The 16,131-nt window shown below is 66.4% G+C and carries 15 protein-coding genes; 6 read left to right on the top strand and 9 right to left on the bottom strand.

Annotated elements, in window-relative coordinates:
- Positions 1-8: 8 nt before the first annotated feature.
- The gene (locus tag ACEN98_RS05665) at positions 9-908 is read right to left on the bottom strand and encodes a LysR substrate-binding domain-containing protein (RefSeq protein ID WP_413385953.1); all 900 of its coding nucleotides are present in this window, start codon (positions 906-908) and stop codon (positions 9-11) included.
- A 92-nt stretch (positions 909-1,000) separates the two neighbouring features.
- On the opposite strand from ACEN98_RS05665, the gene ACEN98_RS05660 reads away from it, so the two are divergent.
- Entirely contained in the window at positions 1,001-2,170 is a 1,170-nt protein-coding gene (locus ACEN98_RS05660) for a mandelate racemase/muconate lactonizing enzyme family protein (protein ID WP_413382349.1), read from the top strand.
- Between the two features lie 3 nt (positions 2,171-2,173).
- On the opposite strand, the gene ACEN98_RS05655 is transcribed toward ACEN98_RS05660, so the two are convergent.
- From ACEN98_RS05655 to ACEN98_RS05635, 5 genes are read right to left on the bottom strand one after another with little or no spacing between them, the layout of a single operon-like run.
- Positions 2,174-2,500: a putative signal transducing protein gene (locus ACEN98_RS05655; RefSeq protein WP_413382347.1), complete on the bottom strand. Its 327-nt coding sequence runs from the start codon at positions 2,498-2,500 to the stop codon at positions 2,174-2,176.
- Between the two features lie 12 nt (positions 2,501-2,512).
- Entirely contained in the window at positions 2,513-3,784 is a 1,272-nt protein-coding gene (locus tag ACEN98_RS05650; protein WP_413385952.1) for a DUF445 domain-containing protein, read from the bottom strand.
- Positions 3,785-3,812: 28 nt separating this feature from the next.
- Positions 3,813-4,973 (bottom strand): CaiB/BaiF CoA transferase family protein, encoded by a 1,161-nt coding sequence (locus ACEN98_RS05645; RefSeq protein WP_413382344.1) that lies wholly within the window; start codon positions 4,971-4,973, stop codon positions 3,813-3,815.
- On the bottom strand, positions 4,973-6,094 hold the full coding sequence (locus tag ACEN98_RS05640) for an acyl-CoA dehydrogenase family protein (RefSeq protein WP_413382341.1): 1,122 nt from the start codon (positions 6,092-6,094) through the stop codon (positions 4,973-4,975). The genes ACEN98_RS05645 and ACEN98_RS05640 overlap by 1 nt, the downstream gene beginning before the upstream one ends.
- Positions 6,095-6,104: 10 nt before the next feature.
- Positions 6,105-7,286: a lipid-transfer protein gene (locus ACEN98_RS05635; RefSeq protein WP_413382338.1), complete on the bottom strand. Its 1,182-nt coding sequence runs from the start codon at positions 7,284-7,286 to the stop codon at positions 6,105-6,107.
- A 94-nt stretch (positions 7,287-7,380) separates the two neighbouring features.
- On the opposite strand from ACEN98_RS05635, the gene ACEN98_RS05630 reads away from it, so the two are divergent.
- Together ACEN98_RS05630 and ybaL are read left to right on the top strand one after the other, a co-directional pair.
- The gene (locus tag ACEN98_RS05630) at positions 7,381-8,016 is read left to right on the top strand and encodes a TetR/AcrR family transcriptional regulator (RefSeq protein WP_413341208.1); all 636 of its coding nucleotides are present in this window, start codon (positions 7,381-7,383) and stop codon (positions 8,014-8,016) included.
- Between the two features lie 126 nt (positions 8,017-8,142).
- Positions 8,143-9,834, top strand: a complete 1,692-nt coding sequence (gene ybaL / locus ACEN98_RS05625; protein ID WP_413382335.1) for a YbaL family putative K(+) efflux transporter — start codon at positions 8,143-8,145, stop codon at positions 9,832-9,834.
- Here ybaL and ACEN98_RS05620 read toward each other — a convergent pair.
- Both ACEN98_RS05620 and ACEN98_RS05615 read right to left on the bottom strand, forming a co-directional pair.
- Positions 9,811-10,395, bottom strand: a complete 585-nt coding sequence (locus ACEN98_RS05620; protein ID WP_413382332.1) for a DUF2182 domain-containing protein — start codon at positions 10,393-10,395, stop codon at positions 9,811-9,813. The two genes, ybaL and ACEN98_RS05620, sit on opposite strands and share 24 nt — an antisense overlap.
- A 2-nt stretch (positions 10,396-10,397) precedes the next feature.
- A complete protein-coding gene (locus ACEN98_RS05615) occupies positions 10,398-11,168 on the bottom strand; it encodes a DUF899 domain-containing protein (RefSeq protein ID WP_413382329.1) in 771 nt (256 codons plus the stop codon).
- An 85-nt stretch (positions 11,169-11,253) separates the two neighbouring features.
- On the opposite strand from ACEN98_RS05615, the gene ACEN98_RS05610 reads away from it, so the two are divergent.
- Together ACEN98_RS05610 and ACEN98_RS05605 are read left to right on the top strand one after the other, a co-directional pair.
- Positions 11,254-12,474 carry a helix-turn-helix domain-containing protein gene (locus ACEN98_RS05610; protein ID WP_413382326.1) on the top strand — a complete coding sequence of 407 codons (1,221 nt, stop codon included), beginning with the start codon at positions 11,254-11,256 and terminating at the stop codon, positions 12,472-12,474.
- Between the two features lie 9 nt (positions 12,475-12,483).
- Positions 12,484-13,113 (top strand): glutaminyl-peptide cyclotransferase, encoded by a 630-nt coding sequence (locus ACEN98_RS05605; protein ID WP_413382323.1) that lies wholly within the window; start codon positions 12,484-12,486, stop codon positions 13,111-13,113.
- A gap of 202 nt (positions 13,114-13,315) precedes the next feature.
- On the opposite strand, the gene ACEN98_RS05600 is transcribed toward ACEN98_RS05605, so the two are convergent.
- Positions 13,316-15,280, bottom strand: coding sequence for an AAA family ATPase (locus tag ACEN98_RS05600; RefSeq protein ID WP_413382319.1), 1,965 nt, complete (start codon positions 15,278-15,280; stop codon positions 13,316-13,318).
- 510 nt (positions 15,281-15,790) lie between these two features.
- Here ACEN98_RS05600 and ACEN98_RS05595 point away from each other — a divergent pair.
- Positions 15,791-16,063 (top strand): hypothetical protein, encoded by a 273-nt coding sequence (locus tag ACEN98_RS05595; protein WP_413337396.1) that lies wholly within the window; start codon positions 15,791-15,793, stop codon positions 16,061-16,063.
- Positions 16,064-16,131: the final 68 nt, after the last annotated feature.

Genomic DNA, 16,131 nt, shown 5'->3' with positions numbered 1-16,131 from the left:
TTTCCGGCCTACCCCATCTCGCCCAGTTGCTCGACCAGGAAATCGATGAACGCCCGCGTGCGCGCCGCCTGGTTCTTGCGGTTGAGGTAGTAGACGAACAAATCGGCCGCCGGCAAGGTGTACTGCGGCAGCACGATACGCAACCGGCCGCTTTTGACGTATTTGGCGAGGTCCCACTCCGACCGGATCAGGATGCCGTGACCATCCAGCGCCCAGCCCAGCACGATGTCGCCGTCGTTGCTCGACAGCGCGCCGTGCACCTTCACCACCTCGCTGTCCTCGCCCTCGTTGAAACGCCAGATGCCGTACGCGTCGTCGTTCTGGCGGTGCAGGATGCAGCGGTGGCGAGATAAATCCGCCAGCGATTGCGGCTCGCCATGCTGCTGGAGGTAGCGCGGCGACGCGCACAGGAAGCGCCGGTTCGACAGCACGCGGCGCGCGGCCAGCCGTTTATCCGGCAGCGCACCGAAGCGGATGGCGAGGTCGTAGCCGCTTTCCACGAGGTCGACGGGGCGGTCCGTCACGTCCAGCTGCACCTCGACCTGCGGATGACGCTTGGCGAAAGCCGAGACGATGGGCGCGATGGTCGTGCGGCCGAACCCGAGGCTCGCATTCACGCGCAACAGGCCGCGCGGCGCGGTGCGGTTGCTCGCGACCGCGTCTTCCATCTCACGGATCGCTGCCAGGATGCGCGTCGCGTGCGCGAGATAGGTCTCGCCTTCGCTCGTCAGCGACAGCCGCCGCGTCGTGCGGTTGACGAGGCGCACGCCCAGCCGCGCCTCCATCTGCGCCAGGCGTTTCGTTGCGGCCGGCGGCGTGAGGTCGAGGGCGCGGGCGGCCGCGGCCAGCGAGCCGTGGCGCGCGACCAGCACGAAGAATTCCATTTCGGAGGCGCCGTCAGTATTCACCGTCATTCAATAATCAATTCACACCCGGCGAATTATAAGAGGGCCGCGCGGACTTACCCTGCACGCTTGAACAACACGCCAGCGAGGCCGCCATGAGAATCGTCGAGATCCGCGAACAGACACTCCCCATCAGCTCTCCCATCCGCAATGCCTACATCGACTTCAGCAAGATGACCCTGAGTCTCGTGGCCGTCATCACGGACGTGGTCCGCGACGGCAAGCCCGTCGTCGGCTACGGCTTCAATTCGAACGGCCGCTACGGCCAGGGCAAGTTGATGCGCGAGCGCTTCATCCCGCGCATCCTCGAGGCCAATCCGGCATCGCTGCTGGACGACGCGGGCGACAACCTCGATCCGCACCGGATCTGGGACGCGATGTTCACCAACGAAAAACCGGGCGGCCATGGCGAGCGCTCCGTCGCCATCGGCACCATCGACATGGCCGTGTGGGACGCCGTCGCGAAGATCGCGGACAAGCCGCTGTTCCAGCTGCTGGCCGACCGCTACGGCGACGGGCGCCCGCACCGCAACGTGTTCGTGTACGCCGCCGGCGGCTACTACTATCCCGGCAAGGATCTCGACAAGCTGAAGGACGAGATGCGCGGCTACATCGAGCGCGGCTACAACGTCGTCAAGATGAAGATCGGCGGCGCGCCGCTGGACGAGGACCTGCGCCGCATCGACGCCGTGCTGTCCGTCCTGAAGAACGGGCAGAAACTGGCCGTGGACGCCAACGGCCGCTTCGACCTCGACACGGCCATCGCCTACGCCAAGGCGCTGTCGCGCTACGACCTGTTCTGGTACGAGGAAGCGGGCGACCCGCTCGACTTCGAACTGCAGGCCACCCTGCGCAACTACTACGACAAGCCGATGGCGACGGGCGAAAACCTGTTCTCGATGCAGGACGCGCGCAACCTGGTCCGCTACGGCGGCATGCGGCCGGACCGCGACTGGCTGCAGTTCGATTGCGCCCTCTCCTACGGTTTGGTGGAATACCTGCGCACGCTCGACATGCTGCGCCAGCACGGCTGGTCACGCACGCGCTGCATCCCGCACGGCGGCCACCAGATGTCGCTGAACATCGCGGCCGGCCTGGGCCTGGGCGGCAACGAGTCGTATCCGGACCTGTTCCAGCCGTTCGGCGGCTTCCCCGACGGCGTGCGCGTGGAAGACGGCTTCGTCACGATGCCGGACCTGCCGGGCATCGGGTTCGAAGGCAAGGCCGACCTGATCCGGGTGATGCGTCACCTGTCCGGAGCGTAGAAATCAGCCGCCGCTCACGTCCGCATCCTCGCCGAGTTCGAACTCCCCGCGCGCAAACGCCTCCAGCACGGCCTGCGCCTGCTGCAGGTGGTCTTCCGGGACGAGGATGCGCACGCCGCCCAGCGCGGGCGCCAGCAGCATGTCCGTCTGCACGAGGTGGGCGTCGGCCAGCACGGCCGGGATGCCGGAGGCGACGAGGCAACCCTGCACGAGGTTCGCTTCCAGCGGGATCAGGTAGCGCGCCACCTCCACCAGGTCGCGGCCCGGCAGGCGTGCCAGTTCGGGGACGCCGGTCAGCAGTCCGTCCAACGGTTCGTTCGATGCATGCATGACGAGCTCCTTTCAGGCCAGCGCGGACAACAGGTACAGCACGACGCCGATCAATCCGCCCACGATGGTGCCGTTGATGCGGATGTATTGCAAGTCCTTGCCGATGTTGATTTCGACCTGGTGCGACATCTCGCCACTATCCCAGTGTTTCACCGTGTCGGCGATGTGGCGCGTCAGGAAGCCAGCGAATTCCGGCGCGGCGCCGCGCGCCGCCAGTTCCAGGTTCTCGTTCAGCGCCGTGCGTAGTACCGGATCCTCGGCGAGCGTCCTGCCGATCCACGCGCCCGTCGCGACGATCCGGCGCCGCAGCACGGAGTCCTCCTTGTGCAGGTCGGCCTTGATCCAGCCTTTCAGGTCGCCCCACAGCGAACCGATGTAGCCGTTCACGGTGGCGTCGCCGATCAGGTGGCGCTTGATGTCCTCGCCCTTTTCGATGAAGGCCGGGTCGGTCTTCATCCGTTCGATGAAATCGTGCGTGAAGACGTCGAAGCGGCGCCGCAGCGGGTGCTCGGGGTCTTCGCTCACGCGCTTGAGGATGCCGGCCGCGAGCCGCACGGAGATGTCCGCGCCCTTGCGGCCGATGAGTTCCGACGGCAGCATCTTTTCCATGAACGCGTACTCGTCGCGCAGCCAGTCGACGATGCCCTGCGCGATGAAATCCTGCGTCTCCGGATTCGCCAGCAGGTTCGCCAGTTGATCGATCCCCTCGTCGAGGATCTGCTGGTGGCGGCCGTCGCGCGTGAGGCTTTCCAGGATCGTGCCCGCCGCCTGCGACAGGTCGACGCTCTTGACCACACCGTGCACCGCACGCCGGATGAAATCCTGCACGGCCGCGTCCTCGATGACGTCGAGCGCGAAGCCGGCCACGCGCACGAGCGTGTCGCCCAGGCGTTCCGTGTTCTCCGGCTTCGTCAGCCAATCCGCGACCTTCTGCGCCGGGTCGTGGCGCTGGATCAGGCGCACGATCGAATCCGTGTCGAGGAATTTGTCGCGCACGAACGCGGCGAGATTATCCGCGATGCGCTCCTTGTTGGCGGGGATGATCTCCGTGTGGCGCGACACGAACGGGATCGGGATCCGCTTGAACAGCGCGACGACGGCGAACCAGTCGGCCAGCGCGCCGACCATCGCGGCTTCCGCGAACGCCTTCAGCAGCCCGATCCACCAGTTGCCGGGCCAGCGGGCGGACAGCAGAAGGGCGACGACGAACAGCACGGCGGCGCCGATGAAAAAGCCCAGCGCCAGGCGCTTGGACTGGCGCAATTCAAGTTCCTTGGAAGGCATGGTATCCATGCCGCCATCGTAGCCCAGCCTAGACGATATTGTCGCGCCGCAGCGTGGCGATGGCGTCTTCCGTCCAGCCCCAGTCGGCCAGGATGGCGGCCCCGTCCTGCCCCGGCGCGGCCACCATCCCGGCCTGGCCCGGCGTGCGCGAAAAGCGCGGCGCGGGCGCCGGCTGGGTGACGCCGTCGACATCGACGAAGGTCTTGCGCGCGGCGTTGTGCGGGTGGCGCGGGGCCTCGTCCATGTCGAGCACGGGCGCGAAGCACACGTCCGTCCCCTCCAGCAGCGCGCACCACGCGTCGCGCGGGCGCGTGGCGAACAGCGCCGCGAATTTTTCCTTCAGCGCAGGCCAGTCTTCGCGATCCCATTGCCGCGCGAATGCCGGATCCGACGCGCCCGTCAACGCCAGCAGCCGCGCGTAGAACCGCGGCTCGATGGCGCCCACCGCGATGAACTTCCCGTCCGCGCAGCCATACGTGGCGTAGAACGGCGCGCCGCCGTCGATGAAATTCGCGCCGCGCGCGGCCGACCACGAGCCGTGCGCGCGCAGGCCGTACATCATGGCGCCCAGCAGCGCGGCGCCGTCCGTCATCGCGGCATCGACGACCTGGCCGCGACCCGATATCCGCGCTTCCAGCATGGCGCAGACGACGCCGAACGCCAGCATCATGCCGCCGCCGCCGAAGTCGCCGACGAGGTTCAATGGTGGAGACGGCGGCCGGTCGGCGTCGCCCATCGCATGCAGCATGCCGGACAGCGCCACGTAGTTCAGGTCATGCCCGGCCGCCGGCGCCAGCGGGCCGGTCTGCCCCCAGCCGGTGACGCGGCCGTACACGAGCCGGGGATTGCGCTCCATGCACAAGTCCGGACCGAGACCGAGTCTCTCCATCACGCCGGGCCGGAAGCCTTCCACGAGCGCATCGGCCTTCGTCACGAGGTCGAGCAGCAGCTGGCGTGCACGCGGGTGCTTCAGGTCCAGCGCCAGCGAACGGCGGCCGCGCGCCATCACGTCGTATTTCGTGCCCAGCGTCGGGTACGGATTCGGCGCGGAAGGATCCGGTTGGCGGTCGATGCGGATCACGTCCGCGCCCATGTCGGCCAGCATCATGGCGGCGAACGGGCACGGGCCGATGCCGACCAGTTCGATCACGCGCAGCCCTGCGAGAGGTCCATGAGGTCCGTTGTTCATCACAGCGAGCGGGCGATGATTTCTTTCATGATCTCGTTCGCCCCGCCATAGATGCGCTGCACGCGCGCGTCCAGGTACATCTGCGTGATGGGGTAGTCGAGCATGTAGCCGTAGCCCCCGAACAGCTGCAGGCAACGGTCGACGATCTTGCACTGTAGGTCCGTGATCCAGTACTTGGCCATCGACGCGCGCACCGTGTCCATACGGCCGGCGACGAGGTCGTCGACGCAGCGGTCGATGAACACGCGCGCCACCGTCGCCTCGGTCTTGCACTCGGCGAGCACGAAGCGCGTGTTCTGCATGTCGATGAGCGCCTGGCCGAACGCGCGGCGCGCGCGCGCGTGCGCGATCGTCAGGTCCAGCGCACGCTCGATGCACGCGACGCCCGCCACGCCGACGATCGTGCGCTCGTACGGCAGCTCCGTCATCAGCTGGGCGAAGCCGCGCCCTTCCTCGCCACCGAGCACGTTCTGCAGCGCGACGATGGCATCGTCGAAGAACAGTTCGCACGTGTCCTGGCCCTTCTGCCCCATCTTCTCCAGGATGCGGCCGACGCGGAAGCCCGGATTGTTCGCCGTCTCCAGCAGCATCAGCGAGATGCCCTTCGCGCCCGCGGCCGGGTCGGTCCTGGCGACGACGAGGACCAGGTCGGCGAGATAGCCGTTCGAAATGAAGGTCTTGGACCCGTTCAGCCGGTAGCCCAGGTCCGATCGCACGGCCGTCGTGCGGATGCCTTTCAGGTCGGACCCGGCGCCCGGTTCGGACATCGCGATCGCGGCGATGATGTCCCCGGTCGCGAGGCGCGGCAGGTATTTGTATTTCTGTTCTTCCGTCCCGTGGTTCAGCAGGTAGTGCGCGACGATCGCGTGCACGTGCAGGCCGAACGCGGTGTCGCCGGCCAACGCCAGTTCCTCGAACACCACGGCCTGGTGGGCGAACGTGCCGCCCGAGCCGCCGAAGTCGTCGGGGACGTCCGCGAGCAGCAGACCGAGTTCGCCGGCCTTTCTCCACAGCGCGCGGTCGACGTGCCGCTGCTCGCGCCAGCGCTGCTGGTGCGGCGCGACCTCCGCGGCCACGAAGCGGCGCACGGCGGCGCGGAAGGTATCGAGTTCCGTCGTCATCGCCCGCCCCTCACACTTGATACAGCGTGACGACGCACGCGCCGCCCAAGCCCAGGTTGTGCTGCAGCGCCGTGCGCGCGCCCTCGACCTGGCGCGCGCCCGCCGTGCCGCGCAACTGGTGCGTCAGCTCGAAGCATTGGGCAAGGCCCGTCGCACCGAGCGGATGCCCCTTCGACAGCAGGCCGCCGGACGGATTCGTGACGACCTTGCCGCCATACGTGTTGTCGCCGTCGCGGATGAATTTATCGGCGCCGCCTTCCGGGCACAAGCCCAGCGCCTCGTACGTGATCAACTCGTTGTGGGCAAAGCAGTCGTGCAGTTCGACGACGTCCAGGTCCTCCGGTGCGATGCCCGCCTGCGCGTAGACCTTCTGCGCCGCTTCCCGGCTCATGTCGTAGCCGACGAGGCGCATCATGTCGTCCGAATCGAACGTGCCGGGACGGTCCGTCGTCATCGCCTGCGCGGCGATGTGGACGTCGGCGCGCAGGCCCCGCTTCTTCGCAAAGTCTTCGGACACCAGCACGGCCGCCGCGGCGCCGCACGTGGGCGGGCAGGCCATCAGGCGCGTCATCACGCCGGGCCAGATCGCGGGCGCGTCGAGCACGTCCTGCATGCTGACCTCCTTGCGGAACAGCGCCAGCGGATTGTTCGCCGCATGGCGGCTGGCCTTGGCGCGGATGCGCGCGAACGCCTCCAGCGGCGTGCCGTATTTTTCCATGTGCGCGAGGCCGGCGCCGCCGAAGTAGCGCAGCGCGAGCGGGATCTCGGGCTTGCCGACGAGGCGGTCGGTGACGGCGTCGAAATCGTCGAACGGCGCGGGCCGGTCGGTGAACACGGACGCCAGCGCGCCGGGGCTCATCTGCTCGAAGCCCAGCACGAGCACGCAGTCGGCCGCCCCGCCCTGCACGGCCTGGCGCGCGAGGTACAAGGCCGTGGAGCCGGTCGAGCAGTTGTTGTTGACGTTGACGATCGGGATACCCGTCATGCCCACGCCGTACAGCGCCTTCTGGCCGCAGGTGGAATCGCCGTAGACGTAGCCGGCATAGGCCTGCTCGACGTCCTCCCAGCCGATGCCCGCATCCTCCAGCGCGGCGCGCGCGGCCAGGGTTCCCATCTCGTGGTACGGGGCGCTCGCCCCCGGTTTGGCGAACGGGATCATCCCCACGCCGGTCACATGGACTTTGCGGCTCATCGTCGCCTCCTGTTTATTAGGTCAGCCGACCTATCCGACGGATTATAGGTCAGCCGACCTGCTTCTCAAAGCATGCCGTGCGATAATGCCGGGCATGAAAGCAACGATCGACCAGACCCTGCGCAACAAACCCTCCCTCACGACCGAAAAAGGGTGGGAGCGCGTGCACGCGATCCTGCAGGCCGCGCGCCGGCTGCTCGCGGAGGACGGCTATGCCGGACTGTCGATGCGCAAGGTGGCGGCCGAGGCGGGCATGACGCTGTCGAACGTCCAGCACTATTACAACAGCAAGGACGTCCTGCTGGAGGCGGCGCTGCTGTCCACGATGGACGAATTCCAGGCCAAGATGGACCGCATCTCGGCCGAGATGCGCGACCGCCCGCGCCTGGACCAGTTCCTGTCGACGACCGACATGTTCCTGGAAGAGATCACGGACCCGGTCACGCACGCGCTGTTCTTCGAGATCTGGGCACTGGCGTCGCGCAACGCGTTCGCGTCGAGCCTGATGGACCGCATGCTGGGGCGCGAGCGCAAGACGGTCTACAACCTGATCCGCGGGCTGAACCCGGCCATCTCCGACGACGAGTACATGCAGCGCGCGATCCTGATGGTGGCGCAGATCGAAGGATTGATGCTTTTTCGGCTCGATCGCGAATCGCGGCGCGAACAATTCATGGCCGTGCGGGCGGCGGTGCGCAAGGCGTTGCTGAATCTCGCCACGGTGCCGTAAGCCTCCTTCATTCGTCGTGTCGCGTATACTGCGCAGGGTGGGCACACCGTGCCCACGCGGACGGCGCGATTGCGCACGCATGCGCGTGGGCGGCGGGCCGCCGACCCTACCGAATAAGGAGTCCGGATGCAGCACGACATCAGCCTGATCACTACCATCGCCGCCGCCCTCGGTCTCGGCCTGCTGTTCGGCATGCTGGCCGTGCGCTTGCGCCTGCCGGCCCTGGTCGGGTATCTGGCTGCCGGCGTCATCATCGGCCCCGCCACGCCCGGCTTCGTCGCCGACGTGCATCTCGCGTCGCAGCTGGCCGAGATCGGCGTGATGCTGCTGATGTTCGGGGTCGGGCTGCATTTTTCGCTGGACGACCTGCTCGAAGTGAAAGGCATCGCCCTGCCCGGCGCCGTGCTGCAGATCTCGGTGGCGACCCTGCTCGGCATCGGCCTCACGCACCTGTGGGGCTGGGATCTCGGGGCCGGCCTCGTGTTCGGCCTCGCGCTGTCGGTCGCGAGCACCGTGGTACTGCTGCGCGCGCTGGAAGACCGGGGTGAACTCGATTCCTTCAACGGCCGCATCGCGGTCGGCTGGCTCGTCGTGGAAGACCTCGTGACGGTGCTCGTGCTCGTGCTGCTGCCCGCGCTCGCGGGGCCGCTGGGCGGCAAGGGCGAAGGCGGCTCATTGTGGCTCTCGCTCGGCAAGACGCTGCTGCAGGTGGGCGCCTTCATCGCGTTCATGCTGCTCGTGGGCCGCAAGCTGTTCCCGTGGTTCCTGTGGCGCGTGGCGAAGACCGGCTCGCGCGAGCTGTTTACCCTGGCCGTGATCGCGGCGGCCGTCGGCATCGCCTACGGGTCGTCGCACCTGTTCGGCGTGTCGTTCGCGCTGGGCGCCTTCTTCGCCGGCATGGTGCTGCGCGAATCGGAGCTGAGCCACCGCGCGGCGGAAGAGACGCTGCCGCTGCGCGACGCATTCTCCGTGCTGTTCTTCGTCTCCGTCGGCATGCTGTTCGACCCGCGCGTGCTCGTGGAGAGCCCACTGGAAGTGCTGGGCGTCGTCGCCATCATCCTGGTCGGCAAATCGCTCGCCGCGTTCTTCCTCGTGCTGGCGCTGCGCTATCCGCTCAACACGGCGATCACGGTCTCGGCGAGCCTCGCGCAGATCGGCGAATTCTCGTTCATCCTGGCCGCCCTCGGCATCTCGCTCGGCCTGCTGCCGGAGATGGGCCAGAACCTGATCCTCGCGGGCGCCATCATCTCGATCGCCGTGAACCCGCTGATGTTCAAGCTGGTCGGCCCGCTGCAGAACTGGGTGCTGGCGAAATCCGACCACGCGCGCAAGATGGCGCGCTCGCCCGACCCGCTGGCCGAGCTGCCGACGACGGTCACGCACGAGCGCCTGACGGGCCAGGTCGTGCTGGTCGGCTACGGCCGCGTGGGCAAGCGCATCGCGCAAGAGCTGGACCGCGAAGGCATCCACTACGTCGTCGCGGAACAGAACCGCGACATCGTCGACCAGCTGCGCAAGCGCGACCAGCCGGCCGTGGCGGGCAACGCGGCGGAACCGGCGGTGCTGATCCAGGCCCACATCGCGCGCGCTTCGATGCTCGTGATCGCGACGCCGGACACCTTCCACGTGCGCGCGATGGTCGAAACGGCCAAGGCGCTGAATCCCGAGATCCGCTGCGTGGTCCGCACGCACAACGAGGAAGAGGCGCGCCTGCTGCGCGAAGAGACGGGCGGCACGGTGCTCGTCGGCGAACACGAACTGGCGCGCAGCATGACGCGACACGTGCTGGATGGGTTAGCGCTCGCGCAGGCGCACTGATTCCGCGGCCACGAGGACGACTGCGCAGACCATCGTGCTGCGCTCCATGATGCCGGCAGCCAGCAGCGCGACAGTCAGGCCCGAGCACCGCCTGACACAATGCGCTCCCAGGCACGCGCCGTGCCGCAACGCCGCGGCACAGACGGGCCGCCCGGGCGGCCCCGGATGCACCGGCTGGCGGCGCCACGCTGCCAGATGCCAGACGGCGCCCACCACGCCGGCCACCGCGGCCATCGCCGGCATCATGCGCGCCAGCGCGGGCATGGCCAGCAGCGCCCGCGCGACGGCCGCACCGGCCAGGTACACGGGCAGTCCAGAGGCCATCCACGTCACGGCCCAGGCCAGGCCGGCGATCGCCGTGAGCAGGAACGCCCTTCCCTCCCCGGCCAGCGTGGCGCGGTAGTTCAGCAACGGCGCCACGGCGAGCGGCAGCATCATCGGCACCATCATCGCGGCCCACATCCCGATGAAACCGGCGGCGGCGCCGAACCACGACTGGCCGCACACCGGCAACCACATCGCCGCCATGCTCCACCGGCCGGGCATCGGGATCTGTCCCATGATCACACGGGATACTCGTCGTGCCGCCGCCACCAGACGCCTTTTTCGTTGCGGCCTTTCGGTGCCCGGTCCAGCCATGGGTACATGCCCCACAGCGCGTCGAGGCCGCGCGCGTACGTCGAATACGTGTGGTACACGACGCCGTCTTCCTGCACGAAGGCGCTCAGGCCCGGACGCTCGCGCGTGTAGGTGGCGAGGTCGGTGCCGGTCGATACGGCCTGCAGCGCCGCGGGGCCGGTGCCGTCCCGCAGCGGCAGCGGCAGCGGCGGCTCGCGGCGGTAGTTGTACTCGATGCCGCCTTCGCGCTGCTGCGTCTCCGAGAACCAGACGTTGAAATCGGCGTTGAAGTCAGCCTCGCCCGGCAGCGATGTCGCCCACGGAAACGTCCATCCCATGCGCCTCCTGTAGGCCTGCAGCTTCGCCTGCGGCGCACGCGACACGGACGTCAAAAGCACGTCGTGATTGGCCAGGTGCGTGGCGATGCCATTGAAGCCGTCGGCGATCGCCGAGCAGGATGGGCAGCCCGCCGTATAGTCGACCCCGAACATGAAATGGTAGACGAGCAGTTGCGACCGGCCCTGGAACAGGTCGGCCAGCGCCACGTTGCCCGCTTCGGTCTCGAAGCGGTAATCCTTGTCGATGCGGACCCAGGGTAACGCTTGCCGCTGGCGCGCCAGCTCGTCGCTGCGGTGCGTGAGCTCGCGCTCCGCTTCCCACAGCCGCAGCCGTGCGGCCAGCCATTCGTCCCGGGTTCCCGCTTGATGAGTGCTCATCGCTTTCTCCTGTTGGTTGAAGGTGCGGTGCTATATTAGGGACGACCTACCACCCTGCGAGAGTGACAAATTTGGCGCGATTCCAATGGACTCGATGATCACGGCGGCGGCCCTGGCGCTGGCACACGGCGACCCGCTCGGCGCCCTCTCCCGCGTCGCCCTGCGTGACGACGCGCCCGCGCTCGCATTGCGCGGCATCGCGATGGCGCAGCTGGGCGATCTCGCGCGCGCCCGCCAGCTGGTGCGCCGCGCCGCCCGCGGTTTCGGCACGAACGAAGCCGTGGCGCGCGCCCGCTGCCTGCTCGCCGAGGCCGAGATCGCGCTCGCCGTGCGCGACCTCGATGCCTGCACGGCGCTGCTCGCCGACGCGCAGCGCACGCTGGACGCGCATGGCGACCACGCCAACGCCGCGCATGCCCGCTACCTGGAGATCCGCCGCCTGCTGCTGACGGGCCGCCTCATTGACGCCGAGCAGCGTCTGGCCGCGCTCGACCCGGCCGGCCTGCCGCGCGCCCTGCGTGCCGCGCACGAGCTCACCGCGGCCGGCATCGCGATGCGCCGCATGCGCGCCCACGCGGCGCGCGCGGCGCTCGCCCGCGCGGACGCCCACGCGCGCGCCGCCGGCATCGCCGCGCTGGGCGCCGAGATCGAATGGGCCGCGCGCCTGCTCGATGCGCCGGCGGCGCGGCTCGTCACGCCGGAAGGCCCGCGCGACGTACTGCTCGACGAGGTGGAGCGGCTGATGTCGTCCACGGCACTGGTCGTCGACGGCTGTTTGAACGCCGTGCACCACCTCGGCACGGCGATCCCGCTGGCCCGGCGCCCGGTCCTGTTCGCGCTGGTCGGCACGCTGGCCGAGGCCTGGCCGCAGGATGCCGCGCGCGACACGTTGATCCTGGCCGCCTTCCGCATCCGCCATCCGGACGAGACGCACCGCACCCGCCTGCGCGTCGAGATGGGCCGGCTGCGGACGTTACTGCGCGGCGTCGCCGGCGTGCGCGCCACGCCGCGCGGTTTTCAACTGGTGCCGCACGATGGCCACGACGTCGCCGTGCTCGTCCGGCCCGGCGACGACGACCACGCGTCCGTGCTGGCCCTGCTGGCGGACGGCGAGGCGTGGTCCAGTTCCGCGCTCGCGCTGGCACTGGGCACGAGCCAGCGCACCATCCAGCGTTCGCTGGAAGCGCTGGCGGGAAGCGGCAAGATCCAGGCGTTCGGCCAGGGCCGCGCGCGCCGCTGGTCGATGCTGCCGCTGCCCGGTTTCGCGACAACTTTGTTACTCCCGGCCGCACTCGGCGTTCCCTAGAATGACCGTATGAAAACGACAACCGCCCACATCGTCCGCGAATACGGACCCTACGACAACAAGCCCGGCGTGCACGGCGTCTCCTTCGACGGCAAGCAACTGTGGTTCGCGTCCGGCGACCACGTGAATGCCGTCGATCCGGCCAGCGGCGAACTGCGCCGCTCACTGGCCGTCCAGGCGCATGCAGGCACGGCCTTCGACGGCCGCTACCTGTACCAGATCGCGGACAGCCGCATCCAGAAGATCGACCCGGCTACAGGCACGGTCCTGTCGAGCATCCCGACGCCGGAAGGCGGCGGCGCGGGCCTTACGTGGGCCGAAGGCTCGCTGTGGATCGGCCAGCACCGCGCGCGCAAGATCCACCGCCTCGATCCGGAGACCGGCGCGATCCTGCACACGATCGAATCGAAGCGCTTCGTCACGGGGGTGACGTGGCTGAACGGCGAGCTGTGGCACGCGACCTGGGAAAACGAACAGAGCGATCTGCGCCGGGTCGATCCGCGCACGGGCGACGTGCTGCAAACCGTCGACATGCCGCCCGGCGTGCTGGTATCCGGTCTCGAGTCCGACGGCATCGACCGTTTTTATTGCGGCGGTGGAGGCAGCGGCAAGATCCGCGTCGTGCAAAAGCCCGAATAAAAAAAAACGGCGGACATCGCTGTCCGCCGCATTAACTTGAGTATCACCTCAAGACCATCAAACAACCGGGCACGTCGAAAAACCTGCCACGCGTTGCAGATTCCGTCTGCGATGCTCGCTGTACTCTCGTACCGCTGCGCTTCTCAACAAAATCTGCTGCCGCTCGCGACGGTTTTTCGAGGTGCCCTACCACCAAAACTTTTCAGGCCACTGCTGCCTCTTCGGCGCACAGCTTGAGGCTGGCGTGACGCGGCGCGTTCAGGCCGGCCATCAGCGCGTCCTGGTGCTCTTCCAGCAGGGCGAACACGGCATCCTTCGACAGCACGTACTGGTCCAGCAGCGTGTCCTTGATCGACACGATCACCTCTTCGTAGTCGCGGATCGAATTCAGCGTGTAGTTATAGAGCTCGTCCGATTTCTCCTCGACCTGGCGCAGCGTGTGCTCACCCGACGCGTCGTTCTGCAGCTGGCTGTAGTCGATCTTGGCGCGCGAATACATCGACAGGCGGCCAACCATCAGGCTCAGCATCTTCGTGATCTTTTCGATGTCGTTCTGGCTACCCACCGAGATACCGCGTGCGCCGTAGAACAATTCCTCCGCCGCGACGCCGCCGTACAGGCCGATCACGTCGCGCTCCAGTTCTTCCAGCGTGCGCAGCGACATGTCCTCACCGGACTGCAGCACATAACCCAGCGCACCGATCTTGGACACCGCTTCCGTGCTGATCTTCAGCAGATGCGACTTTTCCTTGACCTCGCTCAGGCTCATGCCGGCGCGCAGGAACGGGTCGATCTGCATGAAGAAGTGGCCCAGTTCGTGCACGGCGATGCGCTCGCGCTGCTTGAGCTTCTCGGCCGTCGTGGCACGGTCGGTCAGGCCGATCGTGGCACGCTCGTAGGCACGGAACAGCAAATCGGTATTGATGATCGCCTTTTCCTGGATCGAAATCATCGACGCGCGCTCGACCACGGTCTCCAGCAGCGCCGGGCTCAGGTTCTGGGTGATTTCCGCGACCTGGTCCAGGTCGAGGTCGTTCCAGTCCACGAGACCTTCTTTCTTGCGCGACAGGAAGCTGCGCAGGAGTTCCTTGCGCTCGCCCTTGTTCGGCAGGCGGAAATTGATCTTCACGGAGAAGCGGCGCAGCATGGCTTCGTCCATGTCCGTCGACGCATCGTCGAAGTTCGATGCGACGACCCAGATCACGCCCTGGCCCTTGTCGCTCTTGACGCCGTCCAGCAGGCCCAGCAGGGTGTTGGCGGTGTCGTCTTCCCATTTCTTTTCGCTGCGGCCGCGCGGCATGAACAGGCTTTGCGCTTCATCCAGGAAGATGATGCAGCGGCCCTTGCCCGACGCCTTGCGGTACAGGGCGTTCAGCGCCTTCGAACCGCCGCCGACGTAGCCGGATTCCAGCGCCGAGCCGGACGCCTGGATCAGCGGGATGTCGAGGCGCTTGGCCAGGTAGCCCACCAGCTTGGTTTTACCGGTACCGGCAGGCCCCGTCAGCATGACGTTGAACGGCTTGTCGATGTTGTGCTCTTTGTACAACTCGCGGTTGCGGATCATGTCTTCCAGGTGCAGCACTTCCTGCTTGATGTCTTCCATGCCGATCAGGTCGTCCAGGCTGCCCTTCAGCTTGTCCGGCGTGATCATCTGGCTGCTCATGCCCATGCCCGGGATACCGAATTTCATGGCGTACAGGATCACCAGCAGCACGGTGATGTCGAGCGCGTGACGCTTCAGGAAGTCGAGGATGTCGGCGCCGACGCCTTCGCCTTCGTCCTGCAGGACGGCCTTGTGCGACGCCAGGTATTCATCCTTGGCAATGGAGTACGGGATCGCGTTCTTCAGCAGCACTTCGCGCTCCAGCGACAGGTGCGACGTGCTCGGCACCTTCACCACGTGCAGCTGCGGCGCATCCTTGTACTTATAGATATAGCGCGGCGAATCCGACAGCGGCTTCGCGACGAGCAGGTAGTCGAGACGATCCTTCTGGGCGGCCAGCTGGGTGATCTCGGAGATATTCTGCGAGTAGACGACCGGCGACGGATCTTGCGGGATATCGGCCTTGTAGATTGCCCAGCCCGTCAGCACGCCGAGCAGTACGGCGGTCAGAATCCGGACATAAACATTCTTAAAAGCAATTTGAAGTCGAGCAAAATTGGGCATATCGGTACTCTTACAAGGTCGAAGGTGCGTGATACGGCATGTGTTATTACGTGCCTTCCGGAGTGCCGAATGGACGCGAAAGGCGGCGGTGCGGGGACCGCGGGGTATTCAAACGTGTGCGTTTGATATTGTTTTGATGCCCGAAGGCAATGGGGATATGGAGACTATACTCGCAAAGAAAAGCGACGTGTATACCGTGCGGTGAAAAAATTTTGAATCGCAACACGGCTGATCAAATTGACATCGGATTTCATTGTCCATCCCATACATTCAATAAATAAATCGCAATAAGTTGTCTCGTATTTAGCGTTTTATCAATAGCCAATCGATTAATTGATTGCATTTGTTTTATTTAAAAATGATTAATTTTGCCATCTGTTTATCGTGCTTTAACGGCACGTAACGGACGCAATGCATGGCGCATTTTTGCTATGCTGGGATCATCCGCATGACGCCGCCAACGGTCATGCGGGTTACGTACCCCACAGTCAGACGATGCATGGATAAGGAATGACCGTGAAACGATACGCACTTGCCGCAACGCTCAGTCTCTTGATGGGTGGCGCCGTCCAGGCTGCCGCCATTGACCTCGACAACAGTCACGCCGTGCTGCGCATGCGGGGCGTGACCGATCTGTCGACGGTAAATCACAACGAAGTGGTGGCGCCGCCTTCCCCTTCGATGTCCGAACTTCCGGAACCGGAAGTGTTTGCCATGATGCTGGTCGGCCTGATCCTGATCGGTTACCGGGCCAGCCGTGACAGCAGCGAGAAATTCAAATAAGGAAAAGAAAGACTTTTCCGCATGACGCGGAAATGTTGATCGACGGCGCCGCAAGGCGCCGTTTTTCT

Source organism: Massilia sp. CT11-137, from assembly GCF_047302885.1.
Classification (GTDB): domain Bacteria; phylum Pseudomonadota; class Gammaproteobacteria; order Burkholderiales; family Burkholderiaceae_D; genus Telluria; species Telluria orientalis.
Note: the sequence above shows the minus strand (reverse complement) of the source record. Positions and strands in the feature narration are given on the sequence as shown.

Bases quoted from the DNA above. Each gene is read 5' to 3' on its own strand.
- ACEN98_RS05635 (WP_413382338.1), bottom strand. From the start codon at position 7,286: ATGAGCCGCAAAGTCCATGTGACCGGCGTGGGGATGATCCCGTTCGCC.
- ACEN98_RS05630 (WP_413341208.1), top strand. From the start codon at position 7,381: ATGAAAGCAACGATCGACCAGACCCTGCGCAACAAACCCTCCCTCACG.
- ACEN98_RS05660 (WP_413382349.1), top strand. From the start codon at position 1,001: ATGAGAATCGTCGAGATCCGCGAACAGACACTCCCCATCAGCTCTCCC.
- ACEN98_RS05605 (WP_413382323.1), top strand. From the start codon at position 12,484: ATGAAAACGACAACCGCCCACATCGTCCGCGAATACGGACCCTACGAC.
- ACEN98_RS05600 (WP_413382319.1), bottom strand. From the start codon at position 15,280: ATGCCCAATTTTGCTCGACTTCAAATTGCTTTTAAGAATGTTTATGTC.
- ACEN98_RS05610 (WP_413382326.1), top strand. From the start codon at position 11,254: ATGGACTCGATGATCACGGCGGCGGCCCTGGCGCTGGCACACGGCGAC.
- ACEN98_RS05645 (WP_413382344.1), bottom strand. From the start codon at position 4,973: ATGAACAACGGACCTCATGGACCTCTCGCAGGGCTGCGCGTGATCGAA.
- ACEN98_RS05615 (WP_413382329.1), bottom strand. From the start codon at position 11,168: ATGAGCACTCATCAAGCGGGAACCCGGGACGAATGGCTGGCCGCACGG.
- ACEN98_RS05655 (WP_413382347.1), bottom strand. From the start codon at position 2,500: ATGCATGCATCGAACGAACCGTTGGACGGACTGCTGACCGGCGTCCCC.
- ACEN98_RS05620 (WP_413382332.1), bottom strand. From the start codon at position 10,395: ATGGGACAGATCCCGATGCCCGGCCGGTGGAGCATGGCGGCGATGTGG.
- ACEN98_RS05640 (WP_413382341.1), bottom strand. From the start codon at position 6,094: ATGACGACGGAACTCGATACCTTCCGCGCCGCCGTGCGCCGCTTCGTG.
- ACEN98_RS05650 (WP_413385952.1), bottom strand. From the start codon at position 3,784: ATGCCTTCCAAGGAACTTGAATTGCGCCAGTCCAAGCGCCTGGCGCTG.
- ACEN98_RS05595 (WP_413337396.1), top strand. From the start codon at position 15,791: ATGACCGTGAAACGATACGCACTTGCCGCAACGCTCAGTCTCTTGATG.
- ybaL (WP_413382335.1), top strand. From the start codon at position 8,143: ATGCAGCACGACATCAGCCTGATCACTACCATCGCCGCCGCCCTCGGT.